This is a genomic window from Metabacillus arenae, assembly GCF_014773385.1.
Classification (GTDB): Bacteria; Bacillota; Bacilli; order Bacillales; family Bacillaceae; genus Metabacillus_D; species Metabacillus_D arenae.
In genome coordinates this window covers 18,988-34,684 of the sequence record NZ_JACXAI010000027.1, presented here as the reverse complement: position 1 = coordinate 34,684, position 15,697 = coordinate 18,988, and the positions used below count along the sequence as shown (strand labels likewise).

Genomic DNA, 15,697 nt, shown 5'->3' with positions numbered 1-15,697 from the left:
TTTTATGAAATTTTTCGAACAGGGGGGATTATTGCATGCAACAAAATCCAACAATTCAAACAGTATCAGATGAAGGGCTGATGAACAAAGAGAGGTATGCAACTAGACCTGAGGTTGACAGGGCATTTGTAGAGAAAGCATGTGCTTACGTTTTGAAGAAAATCGATCAGAATCTAGATGAATTTACAAACATGTTCCCGGATGCAAGCAGTAAAAATCTTGTTTATCCTAAGACAGAAAATGTGGAATGGACACCAGGGTTTTGGACCGGGATGCTGTGGCTTGCTTATGAAATCACAAAGGATGAGAAATATAAGCAAGTGGCAGAAAGACACGTGGAAAGTTTCAAAAATAGAATCGAAAAGAAAATCCATGTTGATCATCATGACTTAGGATTTCTTTATACTTTGTCTTCTGTGAGCGCTTATAAGCTGACAAAAAATGAGACAGCAAAAGAGGCAGCGTTGGGAGCAGCAAAACACTTGAGTACGCGCTATTATGAAAAAGCAGGTATTATTCAGGCTTGGGGTGATTTGTCAGATCCGAAGCAAAGAGGACGGATGATAATCGATTGTAATATGAATCTGCCTCTTTTATATTGGGCAAGTGAGATCACAGGGGATCAGAGCTATTATGATATGGCTTATCAGCATGTGCAAAAAGCCGCTGCTCACATTGTGCGAAAGGATGCTTCTACTTTCCATACGTTTTACATGGACCCTGAACACGGAGGACCACTATACGGCAACACACATCAAGGTTTCTCTGATGATTCTTGTTGGGCAAGGGGGCAAGCCTGGGGAATCTACGGTTTTCCATTAAGTTACTCTTATACTCAAGATGATGAATTCATCACCCTTTCCAAAAAGCTGGCAAACTATTTCTTGAACCGACTTCCTGAAGATCATATTTGTTATTGGGATCTTATTTTTACTGAGGGGACAGAAGAACGAGACAGCTCTGCAGCAGCTATTAGCGCCTGCGGGCTATTGGAATTAAGTAAATCCTTGCCTCTTACAGATTCATTAAAAATGTATTATGATAATGCTGCGCTAAGCATCGTCCAATCCCTATCTGAGTACTATACAACCGCTCAAGAACCAGAAGCAAATGGACTATTAAAGCACGGTGTATATTACAAAGCAGGAAATATGGGAGTCGATGAAAGCTGCATTTGGGGGGACTACTTTTATTTTGAAGCGCTTGTAAGGCTTCTGAAAGATTGGAAAATGTATTGGTAAGGAATGGGAGGCTGAATGACTCAGCCTCTTTTCAATTCTACACTCTGGATGATCGGATGATCCATTGGGCAAAAGGACAAAGTGGGGAAGGATGACACAAGTATACAAAGGATCTTATGGCTGATACAGATAGTCCTCAAGGCTAATACAATTATGACTTTTAAACATAATGCCTTCACTTTCAAGTGACATCTTTTGGACTTGAAACAGCTCTTCATCTTTAATGCTAATCTCACCTTTTGCATTGATTACTCTATGCCATGGAAGGTTATATTTTTTACTCATCGAATGAAGAATACGAACTACTTGTCTGGCTCCTCGCGGACTTCCGGCAAATTTAGCAATTTGTCCATAGGTCATCACTTTTCCCGGCGGGATTTGCTGAATAATATGAATGACTCTCTCAGTGAATGCTGTCAATAGGTATCCTCCTCTTAAGAATTCATCCCATTATTAACGGGCAGTAAATCCCTGCTCTATAAAAAATTAAGATAGGTGGGGGTTACTGCCATCAAAAGGGATGAAGAAAACTCCCTATGATGGAAGAATTACCTTATCAGATTGTTTATTAGTTCCTTAACAGTTTGGTCTTTTGCAAGCATTGGACTTTGGCCTGACCATAAAGACATGTATTCTGATGTACCTTGTGCTGCAGAAGCTGCTCTAATTTTCTTTGTCAATGAGTTTTGAATAGGGTAGTCAGGGAGATTATCCTCGTGCTTTTGCAGTAATGAAATGAATCGATTATGAATCCCTCTTGCTTGTTTTCCTGAAAAAGAAGCCGTTAAAACAGTATCTTGATCTGATGCATTCAGAATTGCTTTTTTGTGAAGTAGATGGGCGCCGCTTTCTTTGCAGGATAAAAAGGCGGTTCCCATTTGAACAGCTTGGGCACCCAAAGAAAAAGAAGCAAGATAACCCCTTCTGTCCATTATTCCTCCAGCAGCAATGACTGGAATCGTTACGTGATCTGCAGCTTGTGGAATTAGTGACATGAGTCCGATTAATTTCTCTTCGCCTTCTAAGGTAAACGAGCCGCGATGACCGCCTGCTTCCATGCCCTGAACGACGACAGCATCCATTCCACTCTTTTCATTCAGTTGTGCTTCCTTAACAGTAGTGGCCGTCCCAATTAGAAGTATCCCATGTTTTTTTAAATTGTCAGAAATACCTTTCTCTGGCAAACCAAAAGTAAATGAACAAATTGGTACTTTTTCTTCAATAAGTATTTGTAGTTGGTTGTAAAATCTTTCTCTCTCTTCTTTAAAAGCAGGAAGGTCAACATATTTATCAGTAATGTTCAGCTCATCTTCTATTTGTTTTAGCAGATTTTCTGCTTCCGCATTTTTTTGCGCTGAATTCTCGAATTGATTTGGGATAAAGAGGTTGACTCCGAATGGGTTTGAAGTTTGAAGTTTGACCTCTTTTATTTGTGCCTGCAGCTGAGAGGCGCTCATGTATCCTGCCCCAATCATTCCTAATCCACCTGCATTTGAGACGGAAGCTACCAATTCTGTAGTCGTAATTCCTCCGGCCATCGGGGCTTGAATAATAGGATATTTAATCGATAGAATCTCTTTAATATCAGGTTTCATGGAAACACTCCAATTTTTCAAAGTTTATTAGTTTAATTTCTTTATTAAAGTTTAGAATCCTTGTGCACGCCCCAGATTTTCAAGGAGATTTCTGATTTTTCCTTTTATTATCTTTCTAAGCTTGTTTTTCGAAGCTTGGACCTTTTTCTTCCGGCTTCTTTTTTTGAATGAGAGCTTTAATCCTTTCGCGGTTTTTCTTTGATAGTAGGATATATAGCGTATCGCCTGCTTCAAGGCGGGTGTCTCCGCGAGGAGTCAGCAGCTTATCACCCCTGATGACAGCAGTGATGAGCGTGTCTGTAGGCAATTCTATATCTTTTAGTTCTTTTCCGCATATATCAGCATCTTCATTCAATTCTATTTCAATCATTTCACTCTTTGTCTTTCCCATTGAAACGAGCTCAAGACTATGAGGAACTGATTTTGAGTCTCCTTCCGATAGCTTTAAATAGTTAGCAAAAGGAGAGATGGTGGCACCCTGTAATAAAGCTGATAACAGGACAACGAAAAAGACTACATTAAATATAAGTGTATCGTTTTCAAGACCAGCAATCATTGGGTACGTAGCCAAGACAATCGGAACAGCTCCTTTAAGGCCTGCCCATGATATAAACAGCTTTTCCTTCATCGTGTATTTTGAGAAAGCCATACTGATGAAAACACCTAAAGGTCTAGCAACAAGCATTAGGAGGAATGAGAGCAAGATTCCCTGCCAAGTGATGTGAACCAATTGGTTTGGGAAAACCAAGAGTCCTAGCAAAATAAACATCATGATTTGCATCATCCAGGCAAAGCCTTCATTGAAGCGTACAATCGCGTGCCGGTAGGTTAAGTCTGCGTTTCCAATCATTACAGCCATAATATAAACCGCTAATAGCCCGCTTGCATCCATTAAGCTTGTCAGGGCATAGGCTAAAACAGCTAATGACAAAGAAAGGACAGGATATAATCCTGATGAATCCAAGTTTATTTTATTAATAATCCAGACAGAAAGTTTACCAAATAAAAGTCCCATTAGTAATCCGAGTCCCATTTGCCAGAAAAAGTTTAAAACTAACAGGAAAAAAGACGACTCAGGCTGCTGAATCAATTGAATAATCGACACGGTTAAAAAGATGGCCATCGGATCATTTGAACCTGACTCTGCTTCAAGGGTAGACGTTAATCTTTGCCTGATATTTTTATTTCCCAATACTGAAAAAACAGCTGCAGCATCTGTAGAGCCAACGATTGCTCCAAACAATAATCCTTCAAGCCATGTTAAGCCCAGTATATATTTTGCAAATACACCAATCACTACAGTTGTAATGACGACGCCAATTGTTGCTAGTGAAGCAGATGGGGCCAGCACCTTTTTGACATCTCCCCACTTCGTTTGAATCCCCCCATCAAAAAGGATAATGATCAGAGCGATAATCCCAAACAACTGGGTTAATTCAGCATTATCATAATAGATATAGTTGCTAAGTGCCATTCCGACCACAATAAAGAATACTAAGGAAGGCAAGCCTAATCTTGAAGAGAATTTGGCTGTTAGTACACCAATGACTAATAAAACAGATAGTAAAAAAATAATACCATTAATAGAAAATTCCAATGAATGAAACACCTCGCTGTGAAATTAATAATTTGGAGTTTATATAGCAGGTTTTCCTTTGGAAAGGAAAATTTGAATGATGGATTTTTTAAAAGTCGAGGAAAAAGGAATGAAGAAAATATACTTTTTAAGTATAGTATATATGAAAAACGCTGTTCCATGTTGTAATCTGCTCATAATGAATGGGAGAAATAAAACCTTATTAAATAAAAATCTTAAAAGAAAATATCCTAGTACAGGTGGCTGCACTAGGATATTTGAATGATATTATTAACGAGATAAAGCTTCTCCTAAAAAGGCAGGAACAGCCTTTTCACAAGGAAGTTTTTGTGATTGCCCTCTAATTTAGTCAACACTCCTGAGCTTTTTATTCATTTAGTTTAACCGAGCCTTTATTAAGCTATTGTTTATCTACCGGCCAATTTTGAATATCATCGGTTTCAAAAATTCCAAGTGTAGCGTCGCCGATATCTGGGTCGGCTAAAAGAGCTTCTTTTACTCTTATTTTAATATCATCAGCAAGCGCTAGGGTTAATCCTTTTCTTAATTCCAGATAGCTTTCCACGTGGTATCTCCTGCCTTCCTGGATAATTCTCATTTGCTTAATATCTCTTACATCCGGATCAGCTAGTATGATACCTGCTACCCGGTCTTCAACAACTTTGGGAGCTGCAACACCAATTAAGCCTAACGTATTTTCGTAGCCAATTTTAATTGCAATTCCAATAAGCAATACACCGATAAGAAGAGTTCCAATCCCATCTAAAATAGCGAGGCCTGTCAAATAAGCAACAATAACCGATACTAGTGCGAGCAGAGCTCCAAAGGTAGCTATAATATCTTCATAAAATACCAGCCTTGTCGGCGGCGCAGCAAGATTAACATTTTTAAAAGCATTTTTCATGACGGCAAACCCTTTATCGCCGCTTCTCGTTTCATGGGCAATCTCCTTCATTGCTTTCCAAAGTATTGCCCCATCAATAAGAACTGCAAGAACTAAAATAGAGGTATTTAACAAAATATTAGCAGATGCTTTAGGGTGTTGAATTAATTCCCAACCTTTGAGAATCGTCTCATAGGCCATGATAGAAATCACAATAACCGCAATAAGGACAAATAAATTCACAACCCTGCCAAATCCTGATGGAAATCTTTTTGTCGCTTCTTTTTCTGCTAATGCACTTCCAAAGAAGACAAAGCCTTGATTCAAGGCATCTGCGGCAGAGTGCAGGGTTGTGGCAAACATCGTTCCGCTCCCGCTGATGGCTGCAGCAGTGCCTTTAGCTATAGTCAATGCTGTATTCCCAAGTGCTGCAATCCCTGAAGATTTATTGCCTTTTTTCAATAAACTTATAAAAGACATCTATTCACCTGCTTACTTTATTTGTATTCTTATGTACATTCTTTCCGATTACTCTATAAAAAAGAATACCACATTTTTCTAGAATTTTTAATGAAAGATCACACAATACGCAGGTTACCCTGTTGAAGGTTGATAACAAATCGAAAACAACTAATTAAAACCAAAGAAGAGTATAAATTCCCCTGTAGTGACGTCAGGTTATTAATTTTAAAGAAACAAATATATTCCTTGACTGGAATATTCTATATAGAGTATATTTAACTCATGGAGAAAATATTGAGTGCTCTTGCCGAACCTAACCGCTTACACATCATTGAACTCTTGCGTGATGGCCCCCGAACAGTGGGGGAAATCGCCGATCAACTTCGGCTTCGCCAGCCTCAAGTTTCCAAGCATCTCCGCATACTTAGTGATGCTGAACTTGTTGAGGTACAACCGATTGCCAACAGGCGGATCTACAAGCTGCGGCCTCAGCCGTTTATAGAGCTGGACGGGTGGCTGAAATCCTTCCGCAGCATCTGGGATGAAAGATTCGATCGATTGGACAATTACCTATTGGGACTGCAAGGAAAGGAAAAGAAACATGGCGACTAAGGAATAGTACTTAGTGGAGAAAATGCAGTGCTATTCAAAACTTTATGGGAGGAGGATTGTTTCTTTTTATCTGATTAAAACAATAATTTTAATTAGGAGGAATTGAAATGTCCAATAACAATGCAACAACCAATTTGAAAACGAAAGCAGAAGGTCGAGTTCTTATCATGGAGAGGATTTTCGATGCACCGCGGGATCTCGTATTTAAAGCATTTTCGGAGCCTGAGCGCTTGGCGAATTGGTGGGGACCTAGAGGATGGCAAACCGAAAATCGAAAATTTGAGTTCAAGCCTAACGGCGTATGGCATTATTGTATGAAGTGTATAGATAAGAACCAAGGAGAATGGTATGGCCAAGAATCTTGGGGTAAAGCTGTTTATCATGAGATTGTCGTCCCTGAGAAGATTGTCTACACTGATTCGTTTGCAGATGAGGAAGGAAATGCTGTGGATGGAATGCCGGAGACACAGATTACAATGGAGTTCGTTGAACATGAAGGGAAGACGAAACTCATTTCGCGTTCTCAATACGTTTCAATCGAGGCCCTTCAGCAGGTATTGGACATGGGTGTAGTCGAAGGATCTGCCTCACATTACGACTGCCTCGACGAACATCTGAAAGAGGTCCAGCAAGGGTAGTTACACAACTTAGTGCCAAAGTTCAATTAGGCTGAACGATGTCAGGCAGCCTTTGATCTTCGAGTTCTTTTAGTCAATTAGATCATGATTCATAGACTGATTGGTTTTTACATTCAGTCTATTTTTTATTTCATTAGGGTGCAGCCAATCGTCATCAAGCTAAAATTCTGACCTCCATAAACGAAGATGATGTATGCAACAGACAGAATTTATTTAGACATCAAATTCTCTTCGCTCCTCTCCTAGATTGATGGCAATTTTCCATACTCAAATACCACTTTTTTATTGCAGGTCTATTTACCAGTCTAACAAACGCTTCATTTTCTGCTTTGTTTCTCCATCTTGGCTGGGCTGGTAAATGGTTAATTTTAGTTCAGGTGTATCGTAAACCTGAAGGGTAATATGGTCCATAATCATTTCTCCAACTAAAGGATGCAGAATTGTTTTTTGGCCGCAAGGAGTGCCTAGAACTTCATGCATTGGCCACCAAGTACGAAACTCGGGGCTCTTGTCGGTAAGTTCTTGAATGATTTCTTTAAACCACACATCACCGACAAAACGAGTATAGGCTAGGCGAAATTGAGCAATTAAGCGCTGTGCATGGTCTTCCCAATTAAGAAATAGCGCTCGGTATTCTTTTGAGGTAAAGCAACGCCAGACTGCATTGCGATTCCGGTCATCCATATTATTAAAGTCTCCGAAAACCATGGCAGCAGCTTTATTCCAGCTTACTAAAGCCTTGATATTAAAGGAAGGTTATAAGAGAATATTCTTATATGGAGAAAGAAGCAGCTGTGTTCATTAGCACCATAATAGTGGTTTTGTATATGAATAAGGAGATGAAAAGATGAAATGGAAAAGTATGCTGACAGGTACTTTATCGCTGTCCATTTTGATTTTTGCCGGATGTTCGAAACAAGAAGAGGCTGAGCCAGCAGTGAATGATGATCAACATGCAGGGCACGAAGAGCACTCAGAGCATGTGTCGGGTGATATACGAGAAGAAACAACAAGCAATGAAATCCTCCCGAAATTTTTAAATGACAAGCCAGAGGATATGAAATTAATTTATAGTGCGGTAGGAAAGCACCAAGAGCTTTTGGAAAAAATCCCTTGTTATTGCGGCTGCGGCGAATCAGCCAATCACAAAAATAACTATGATTGCTTTATTAATGAGAATAAAGAAAACGGTGCGGTTGTTTGGGATGATCACGGAACAAAATGCGGAGTCTGTCTTGAAATTGCTGCTCAATCTGTCCTAGATTATAAAGAGGGTATGTCGATTAAGGAAATTCGTGATAAAGTAGACGAGGCTTATAAAAAAGGGTATGCCAAGCCTACTCCGACACCAGAGGTCTAGAAGATAGAAGCCAGTGTTAATGACATTGGCGAGAGTGCCGAATTCTTTTGAAGCTATAAAAAAGTAAAGGTTCATCGAAAATAGTTTAAATGTTAAGTGCTGAAATTGGACTTAATGAAGTTTAAAATAATAGAGGGCTGACCGAGAAAAATGTGCCGGTCAGCCCTTTAAATATGACGTGCATGATCGATGGACTGTTTTAGCAAATCGATGACATGCTCATCATCATGAGAATAATAAATAGTTGTACCTTCTCTTCGAAACTTTACAAGCCTCACATTTTTTAAAAATCGAAGTTGGTGAGAGACTGTGGATTGCAATAAATTAAGCTTATCTGCAATCTCATTAACGGAATGCTCTCCTTGAAACAATAAATTTAAAATTCGAAGCCGCGTAGGATCGGACAAAGCCTTAAAAGTTTGCGAGACAATAAACAATGTTTCTTCATCAAGGTCATGTTCGTTTAGATAGGAATTCGCCTCAGTCATTTTTTTCTCCTTTAATGTATCTCTTCTAATTAATTTTATTATAAGAAAAACAAGAGGGTAGCTCAAATGTCCACTCTATTGTCCACCTTTTCTCTAACATCATGATCACACTTTTTTGATTTTACCCTACCTTATTACCCTCACAAAAGGGTTAGGAAACAGACTTTAAAATTTAACTATTTTTTTACGTAAAAAGGGTAGACATCCCGCTATTAATATCATAAAATCGCATTTGCTTGAAAAAATTAATTTACAGGAGGTGCCTATTAATGATGATTAAGTCTCTCGGTTCAACTAGAATGGTATTATTTATTTTTATGATTTGTACGTTTGCTATTGGTATGACTGAATATGTTGTTACAGGTCTCTTAACACAGTTGTCTAATGATTTGAACGTACCGATTTCAACAACTGGTCTATTGTTAAGCGTGTATGCTATTAGTGTTGCGGTGTTCGGGCCGATTCTACGTATTTTTACTTTAAAGCTGCCAACAAAACCATTGCTTGTCGCTTTTATGTTTATATTTGTGCTTAGTAATGTCATTGCGGCAGTAGCTCCGAATTTTACAGTACTGTTAATTTCTCGCCTTTGTTCGGCGGCAATGCATGCTCCCTTTTTTGGATTAAGTATGGCCCTGGCCTATAAAATGGCCGAGCCGGCAAAAAAGCAACGTGCTCTTGCAGCTGTCAACAGTGGTCTCACGATTGCGATTATGGTCGGGGTTCCCTTCGGCTCCTATCTAGGAGGAATGTTAGACTGGCGTTCCGTTTTCTGGCTTGTCGCTATTTTAGGGACAATCTCATTAATAGGACTCATGTTAACTATTCCAAACGACAAGCCTCTTGAAGTGCCTGTTATAAAAAAAGAACTGCGTGTTTTAAAAAACAAAAATCTTTTACTCGTAATGGCGATTGTTATTTTTGGTTATTCAGGTGTTTTTACGACTTATACGTTTAAAGAACCAATCCTGCGTGAAATTGCCGGTTTTAGTGTGATTAGCGTTACCGGTGCTTTGTTTTGCTTTGGAACCGGAGCGGTGATTGGCAACTTCGTCTCTGGCAGGGTACGCCCGGAAATATTAACAAAAAGACTTCTCATGGTAATGGCAGGATTAACGTTAGTAATCTTATCATTTACGTTCTTAGCTCAGTTTGCTCCGACAGCATTCTTAGCAAGCTTTTTGTTAGGTCTTTTCGCTTTTGGGACTGTCCCTCTTCTCAACGCAAAGATGATCATTGCAGGGCAGGAGGCTCCATCCCTTGCAGGCACATTCGCTGCATCGGCCTTCAATTTAGCAAATGCCTTAGGCGCATTGATTGGAACGTTTATACTTGATCAAGGAGCCAGCTTTCTTACGCTCACGTCTGTTGGAGCAGGAATGACTATTCTTGGACTTGCGATCACTGTCATTACCATTAGAGTGGAGGAAAAACAGCTGGTCCTTTCTTCCGCTTAAATATAAGCCTCGGTCGTTTTAATGAACGATCGGGTTTTTTTGATTTTACAGTATTTAACGGTACCTGGTACCGCATGCATCCGTCAAAACGAAAGGTTTCAAGCAAACGCTAATAGGCTAAATTAGTACTATCGAGAGGGGGAGTTTGATGGTAAAAGAATTGATAAAAAGAATACAATTGCATGAAACGAACGATTTAGCCGCAGTACTGGCCTATTATTTTCTCTTATCGTTATTTCCGCTGCTTATTTTTCTAGTGGCGTTGCTGCCGTATTTTCAGGTTGAAATAGGTACTGCTTTAACGTTTTTGGATCAATATTCTCCTGGAGAATCAGGTGGATTGTTAACGGAACATGTAGAAACTATTTTGAAAGAGCCAAACGGGGGCTTGCTTTCCTTTGGTATTATCGGAACCCTTTGGTCAGCATCCAATGCTACAAATGCTCTTATTCGAGCTTTAAATAAAGCATTTTTGGTGGAAGAAACGCGGCCTTTTTGGATCATTCGCTTAGAAGCAATTGTGATGACAATTGGTTTAGTTCTTACCTTTGTCTTAACGTTAATACTTCCTGTATTTGGTAGTATTCTAATTGAATCTGCTGGAACTTTCTTACCGATTATTGGTGAAAATGAACTGTTTCTTAATTTTATGAGATATATTCTCTCGTTTTTAATGATGTGTTTCGTTTTAATGGTCTTATATTATTTCGCTCCTAATGAGAAGGTGCGGTTTAAAGATGTATATTTAGGGGCCATAATTGCGACAGTTTTGTGGCAGGTTATTTCATTGGCATTTTCTTTTTACGTGTCACAATTTGGGAATTTTAATGCAACTTACGGAAGCATAGGCGGTGTAATCGTATTGCTGACATGGCTGTATTTATCAGGTTTTTCGATTCTCATTGGCGGAGAAATCAACGCGATCAAACAATGCAGAAGAATCGGCAAGAAATGTATAGATTAAAGGGAGTGCCAGGCACCATATACAGACAGGTGCCTGGCGGCATCCCCGATTTTACCTCCTAACACGTGGTGCCAGGCACCTGAAAAGGTACCTGAAATCTGCAAGAAGGTTTAACCTCAATTTAATACAGCTTCTTCAAACTCATCGACAATTTCAGCAAATGTGCCTAACGCTTTTTCGAAAGGCTCAGGTTTTTCTAAGTCAACGCCTGCTTTTTTGAGGAGAGCCAGAGGATAATCAGAAGATCCACTCTTTAGAAATTCTAAATAATTCGTAAGCATTTCTTGATCATCTTGCAGGAGCCGATCAGCAATATAGATGGCAGAAATATAGCCGGTTGCATATTTGTATACATAAAAAGGACGATAGAAATGAGGAATTTGCGCCCAAGCGTATTGGACTTCTTCATCTAAAGTCAGTTCTGTCCCATTGTAGGCTTGATAAAGATTTTTGTATTTTTGACAAAGTGATTCAGCTGTTAGGGATTCTCCCCCCTCGATCATCTCATGCATCCATTTCTCGAATTCTGCAAACATGACCTGTGTAAAGAATATTCCTCTAAACTGATCAATGTATTGATTTAATAGTTGTTTTCTTATTGATTCCTGATCTGTATGTTTCAGTAAATAATGAATCAGCAGGACTTCATTGACTGTTGATGCGACCTCAGCCACAAAAATAGAATAGCCTGCAGAAATTCTTGGCTGATTTTCTGATGAATACAAACTGTGCATACAATGTCCCATTTCATGAACAAGGGTAAACAAACTATTAAGGTCATCTTGATGGTTTAAAAGTACAAATGGATGTATGCCATAAAGACCGCAATTATAGGCTCCGGACCGTTTGCCTGGTGTTTCTCGAATATCAATATAACGTTTATCTTTAATTTCCTTTAATCTGGAAACATATTCTTCACCTAAAGGTGCCAGTCCTTTGAGCATCAACATATAAGCATCGTCAAACGATATCGTTTGTCTTGCTTCAGAAAGCAAAGGTACTCTCAGGTCATACTGACGCAGTTTTTCTAGTCCAAGTGCATTTTTTCGAATTGTCATATATTGATGAAGTGGATGCAAATGATCTCTGGCCGTTTGAATGAGATTCTCATAAACGGCTTTTGGAACTAGGTCTGGAAATAAAGCTTTCTCCAAAGAGGAAGAATAATTTCTTAACTTAGAGGTAGTTGCATTATTTTTTACAGCAGACGTTAAAGTAGAAGCGATCGTATTTTTTAATTGAACATAAGGTAAAAAATAAGATTTAAAGGCTTCCTTTCGCTTAGTGCGGTCTTTATCCTCTAATAATTTACTGTACATTCCTCTGGTCAGCTCTATTTTAGACCCGTCTTCATTTGTTACCTTTCCAAATTTGATATCGGCATTGTTCAAAAGCCCAAACGTTTTTCCTGGGGAGGAAAGGGCTTCACCAAATTGTGAGATCACCTCTTCTTGTTCTTTCGATAAAACATGATCTCGATACCGATAGGATTCTAAAAGGTCCCTTTCAAAATATTCCAGCTCCTTTACTTCTTTTATGTAACCCTCCAATGTCTCTTCTTGAAGACTTAATAAAAATGGGTGAAAAAAAGAACGTGCAGCAGTAATTTTGACCCCTAACTGAGTAACTCTGTTTTGCAAGACTTGAGAGGAAGAGACTCTAGTATCTTCATCAATTTGCAGCATAGCATAAACCGAAAGCTTATGAAATCGGCTTGTTAACTCTTCCGATCTATAGAGATAGTCATATAATTCCTCACCATTTTTAATATTTCCATCAAATGTTTTCAGTTCGGTGTTTAATTTTTCTGCTGCACGATAATCTTCGTTCCATTCGTCTATTGATGAATAAATATCTTGTAAATTCCATTTCTCATTTAAAGGGACATCATCACGGCTTTGATACTGGGTCATCCATTTCACTCCTTTGTACCCATTTTATCAGAGTATTCAAATAAATAGGGCTGCTATTTCCATTTCTATTTAAAAAATACATCGGATATGTTATTTTCAGACAAATAGCAGAAGAATGCGGCGGTGGAATGAGTGAACGGAGTTAAGGTGGAAAGATTTTTGAAACAACACGGCGAAAATAGTTTCATGCAATAATTACACCGTCATCGGGAAACGCTCAACAGAATAATTGCCGAAACAAAAAATTGCCGTTATCAGGATAATTGCCCGGAACAGAAAAAAATGCATGCAACAGGGTAAAAGTGTGGACCCCAAAAAAGAGTGCTTGCAACGAACTATTGCAGCACTCTTTATTATTTTTCAATCATTTTATTTTATTTTTCTAACAAATACTTATGAATTGCGTGTGCTACTCCGTTTTCATCATTTGTTAATGTAACAGCGTCACATAATTCCTTAACCTTGGGATCAGCATTTCCCATTGCAATTGAGAAAGCAGCTTGTTCCAGCATTGGGATATCATTAAAGTTATCTCCAATCGCAAGAGTATCTGTTAAAGGAATATCAAAGTAGCTGGCAACCGTTTTTAATCCATTTCCTTTATGCCCGTTAATGTCCATTACTTCGATATTGAATAGGCCGGATGAAGTGATCGCAATACCGGATATCTCTTGCAGTTTTCCAGCTAATTGTTTTTTTACTTCTGCATTAATCGTTAGCGTGAAAAATTTTTGAATGGTTAGACTTTCGTCATTTAAAAGTTCTTCTATCGAATCGAATAATTTGACCGTGTCTGTTTCCTTTGGCTGCTCCGTCATTCTTTTTAGTTCTTCAGCAGAAACCGTTTCTTTTATGATGGGGTTTTGATCAATAGCTGAAGTCATTCTGTCCATCCAAGAAAAAGGTATGTAAATGCCTTTATTTGTATAAACACGATAAGGAATTGAAAGTTCATCTAACTGTTTCGAAACATCAGCTGCATCTTTCTTATCTAAAGAAATCGTGCTTAATTCTTTTCCATCCACCCATACGACTGTGCCATTACTGCCTGCTACAGGGCAATCCAATTTTTCTTGTTCCAAGATGTTAGAAATATCCTCTGGTGCTCTTCCTGAGCAAATCATAATTTTATGCCCTGCCTCTTGGGCTTCACGAATCGCAGCATTGTTCTCAGATGAGACTTCTACTTTTGAAGATAAAAGCGTGCCATCAAGGTCTATTGCAAATAATTTCATTGTTTCAGGTCTCCTTAGGTTTAATTCATAATAAATATTCTAGCATATTAGCAAGCCTCACTTCATCTGTTACTGCTTATTAAAATATTTTTACAAAAGCTTAATATTTGAGGAAAGATAGATTAAAATAATCTATCATTAATTAAGAATGCGAACCAGAGGTAGGACATGATAATTTAAAAAACGCCGGCAATTGTTACTGTATAAATAACCATTATTATTCATAAGGCTCAATATGAATATGTGAATTTATAATATTGTGCTCTTTTTCAAGCCTTTCCTCAATTTTATCAGTTGCTTCATGGCTTTCCTTAACAGTTAACCCTGAATCCACAAGGATAGTGACATCAAGAAGTATTTTATTGCCATGAGACCTTGCTTTTAACTCTTTTATTTCTTTTACGTTTTCTACGGAAAGGATGGTTTCGTGAAACTTATCGAGGTCTCCTGGTTCAAATCCATCAGTTAAGGAGTGGCTGGCATCTCTAAAGATTTCGATCGCTGTTTTGAGAATAATGAGTCCAACGATCAAAGCTGCCAGAGGATCAAGCCAATATAAACCAAGCTGAGCACCGATTATCCCTACAAAAGCTCCTAAGCTTACTAAAGCATCTGAACGATTATCCTGTGCAGCCGCATACAGGGAGTGACTTTCAGTTTTCTGAGATAGCTTCAGATTATAAACATAGATCCCCCACATAAAGACGGCACTGCCTAATGCCACAATACCCGTAAGGATATCAGGCTTTGCCATTTCTTCTGCAAAAATAGATTTCCCTGCTTCAAAGAGAACCTGTAATCCGATCATGAACATAATAAAGGAAGCGATCAAGGAAGAGATGGATTCTGCACGAAAGTGACCGTATTGATGATCAGGATCCGGAGGTTTTCTAGAGATTTTGAGTCCGATAATGACTGCTACAGAAGCAAGAACATCTGTAGCGTTATTTAAACCATCTGCCCGCAGAGCTTCTGAATTACCCGTAAATCCAATGATCAATTTAATAGTGGAAAGAAAAATATAGGCACTGAGACTTATCCAAGCCCCTCTTTCTGCCTGCTTTGACTGTTCATAATAATCCATCACGGAAAGCCTCCAACATTTAAGGTCGTCTTAGGTTTAACGCACGCTTTGACTATTATCACCAATTTTACCATTTTCCATTAACACCCGCAGGTTAAATATAAGGGATAGGCCATTGAATTCTCCAAATTTAATTGTGGTGAAGAGGGGAGATAAAAGAAAACTTGC

15 protein-coding genes are annotated in these 15,697 nt (G+C 38.7%); 6 read left to right on the top strand and 9 right to left on the bottom strand.

Annotated elements, in window-relative coordinates; all coding sequences use genetic code 11:
* Positions 1-35: 35 nt before the first annotated feature.
* Positions 36-1,241, top strand: a complete 1,206-nt coding sequence (locus IC621_RS18665) for a glycoside hydrolase family 88 protein (RefSeq protein WP_224752642.1) — start codon at positions 36-38, stop codon at positions 1,239-1,241.
* Between the two features lie 114 nt (positions 1,242-1,355).
* Here the strand turns inward: IC621_RS18665 and IC621_RS18660 are convergent, their stop codons facing one another.
* From IC621_RS18660 to IC621_RS18645, 4 genes are all read right to left on the bottom strand, one after another.
* Positions 1,356-1,661: an MGMT family protein gene (locus IC621_RS18660; RefSeq protein WP_191160240.1), complete on the bottom strand. Its 306-nt coding sequence runs from the start codon at positions 1,659-1,661 to the stop codon at positions 1,356-1,358.
* Positions 1,662-1,789: 128 nt separating this feature from the next.
* Positions 1,790-2,836 carry an NAD(P)H-dependent flavin oxidoreductase gene (locus IC621_RS18655; protein ID WP_191160239.1) on the bottom strand — a complete coding sequence of 349 codons (1,047 nt, stop codon included), beginning with the start codon at positions 2,834-2,836 and terminating at the stop codon, positions 1,790-1,792.
* Between the two features lie 115 nt (positions 2,837-2,951).
* Positions 2,952-4,433 carry a potassium/proton antiporter gene (locus IC621_RS18650; RefSeq protein WP_191160237.1) on the bottom strand — a complete coding sequence of 494 codons (1,482 nt, stop codon included), beginning with the start codon at positions 4,431-4,433 and terminating at the stop codon, positions 2,952-2,954.
* A 400-nt stretch (positions 4,434-4,833) separates the two neighbouring features.
* The gene (locus IC621_RS18645; protein WP_191160236.1) at positions 4,834-5,796 is read right to left on the bottom strand and encodes a cation diffusion facilitator family transporter; all 963 of its coding nucleotides are present in this window, start codon (positions 5,794-5,796) and stop codon (positions 4,834-4,836) included.
* A gap of 264 nt (positions 5,797-6,060) precedes the next feature.
* Between IC621_RS18645 and IC621_RS18640 the strand changes: the two genes are divergently transcribed.
* Together IC621_RS18640 and IC621_RS18635 are read left to right on the top strand one after the other, a co-directional pair.
* Complete coding sequence (locus IC621_RS18640) at positions 6,061-6,390, top strand: ArsR/SmtB family transcription factor (RefSeq protein WP_191160234.1); 330 nt, start codon at positions 6,061-6,063, stop codon at positions 6,388-6,390.
* Between the two features lie 107 nt (positions 6,391-6,497).
* Entirely contained in the window at positions 6,498-7,028 is a 531-nt protein-coding gene (locus IC621_RS18635) for an SRPBCC family protein (protein WP_191160233.1), read from the top strand.
* Between the two features lie 297 nt (positions 7,029-7,325).
* Here the strand turns inward: IC621_RS18635 and IC621_RS18630 are convergent, their stop codons facing one another.
* Entirely contained in the window at positions 7,326-7,712 is a 387-nt protein-coding gene (locus IC621_RS18630; protein WP_263575998.1) for an MmyB family transcriptional regulator, read from the bottom strand.
* Between the two features lie 163 nt (positions 7,713-7,875).
* On the opposite strand from IC621_RS18630, the gene IC621_RS18625 reads away from it, so the two are divergent.
* Positions 7,876-8,388: a PCYCGC motif-containing (lipo)protein gene (locus tag IC621_RS18625; RefSeq protein WP_191160231.1), complete on the top strand. Its 513-nt coding sequence runs from the start codon at positions 7,876-7,878 to the stop codon at positions 8,386-8,388.
* A gap of 167 nt (positions 8,389-8,555) precedes the next feature.
* Here the strand turns inward: IC621_RS18625 and IC621_RS18620 are convergent, their stop codons facing one another.
* Positions 8,556-8,876 (bottom strand): ArsR/SmtB family transcription factor, encoded by a 321-nt coding sequence (locus tag IC621_RS18620; RefSeq protein WP_191160229.1) that lies wholly within the window; start codon positions 8,874-8,876, stop codon positions 8,556-8,558.
* Between the two features lie 269 nt (positions 8,877-9,145).
* On the opposite strand from IC621_RS18620, the gene IC621_RS18615 reads away from it, so the two are divergent.
* Together IC621_RS18615 and IC621_RS18610 are read left to right on the top strand one after the other, a co-directional pair.
* The gene (locus tag IC621_RS18615) at positions 9,146-10,333 is read left to right on the top strand and encodes an MFS transporter (RefSeq protein ID WP_224752640.1); all 1,188 of its coding nucleotides are present in this window, start codon (positions 9,146-9,148) and stop codon (positions 10,331-10,333) included.
* A gap of 148 nt (positions 10,334-10,481) precedes the next feature.
* On the top strand, positions 10,482-11,297 hold the full coding sequence (locus IC621_RS18610; RefSeq protein WP_191160227.1) for a YihY/virulence factor BrkB family protein: 816 nt from the start codon (positions 10,482-10,484) through the stop codon (positions 11,295-11,297).
* Positions 11,298-11,413: 116 nt separating this feature from the next.
* Here the strand turns inward: IC621_RS18610 and pepF are convergent, their stop codons facing one another.
* The 3 genes from pepF to IC621_RS18595 all read right to left on the bottom strand — a co-directional run bounded on the left by pepF (position 11,414) and on the right by IC621_RS18595 (position 15,529).
* On the bottom strand, positions 11,414-13,210 hold the full coding sequence (gene pepF, locus IC621_RS18605) for an oligoendopeptidase F (protein ID WP_191160225.1): 1,797 nt from the start codon (positions 13,208-13,210) through the stop codon (positions 11,414-11,416).
* A 374-nt stretch (positions 13,211-13,584) separates the two neighbouring features.
* Positions 13,585-14,445 carry a Cof-type HAD-IIB family hydrolase gene (locus IC621_RS18600; RefSeq protein ID WP_191160224.1) on the bottom strand — a complete coding sequence of 287 codons (861 nt, stop codon included), beginning with the start codon at positions 14,443-14,445 and terminating at the stop codon, positions 13,585-13,587.
* 217 nt (positions 14,446-14,662) lie between these two features.
* The gene (locus tag IC621_RS18595) at positions 14,663-15,529 is read right to left on the bottom strand and encodes a cation diffusion facilitator family transporter (RefSeq protein WP_191160221.1); all 867 of its coding nucleotides are present in this window, start codon (positions 15,527-15,529) and stop codon (positions 14,663-14,665) included.
* Positions 15,530-15,697: the final 168 nt, after the last annotated feature.

What these genes read in the sequence shown, in the direction of transcription:
- IC621_RS18665 (WP_224752642.1), top strand. Translation starts at nt 36, where the DNA reads ATGCAACAAAATCCAACAATTCAAACAGTATCAGATGAAGGGCTGATG.
- IC621_RS18655 (WP_191160239.1), bottom strand. Translation starts at nt 2,836, where the DNA reads ATGAAACCTGATATTAAAGAGATTCTATCGATTAAATATCCTATTATT.
- IC621_RS18645 (WP_191160236.1), bottom strand. Translation starts at nt 5,796, where the DNA reads ATGTCTTTTATAAGTTTATTGAAAAAAGGCAATAAATCTTCAGGGATT.
- IC621_RS18640 (WP_191160234.1), top strand. Translation starts at nt 6,061, where the DNA reads ATGGAGAAAATATTGAGTGCTCTTGCCGAACCTAACCGCTTACACATC.
- IC621_RS18635 (WP_191160233.1), top strand. Translation starts at nt 6,498, where the DNA reads ATGTCCAATAACAATGCAACAACCAATTTGAAAACGAAAGCAGAAGGT.
- IC621_RS18630 (WP_263575998.1), bottom strand. Translation starts at nt 7,712, where the DNA reads ATGGATGACCGGAATCGCAATGCAGTCTGGCGTTGCTTTACCTCAAAA.
- IC621_RS18625 (WP_191160231.1), top strand. Translation starts at nt 7,876, where the DNA reads ATGAAATGGAAAAGTATGCTGACAGGTACTTTATCGCTGTCCATTTTG.
- IC621_RS18620 (WP_191160229.1), bottom strand. Translation starts at nt 8,876, where the DNA reads ATGACTGAGGCGAATTCCTATCTAAACGAACATGACCTTGATGAAGAA.
- IC621_RS18615 (WP_224752640.1), top strand. Translation starts at nt 9,146, where the DNA reads ATGATGATTAAGTCTCTCGGTTCAACTAGAATGGTATTATTTATTTTT.
- IC621_RS18610 (WP_191160227.1), top strand. Translation starts at nt 10,482, where the DNA reads ATGGTAAAAGAATTGATAAAAAGAATACAATTGCATGAAACGAACGAT.
- pepF (WP_191160225.1), bottom strand. Translation starts at nt 13,210, where the DNA reads ATGACCCAGTATCAAAGCCGTGATGATGTCCCTTTAAATGAGAAATGG.
- IC621_RS18600 (WP_191160224.1), bottom strand. Translation starts at nt 14,445, where the DNA reads ATGAAATTATTTGCAATAGACCTTGATGGCACGCTTTTATCTTCAAAA.
- IC621_RS18595 (WP_191160221.1), bottom strand. Translation starts at nt 15,529, where the DNA reads ATGGATTATTATGAACAGTCAAAGCAGGCAGAAAGAGGGGCTTGGATA.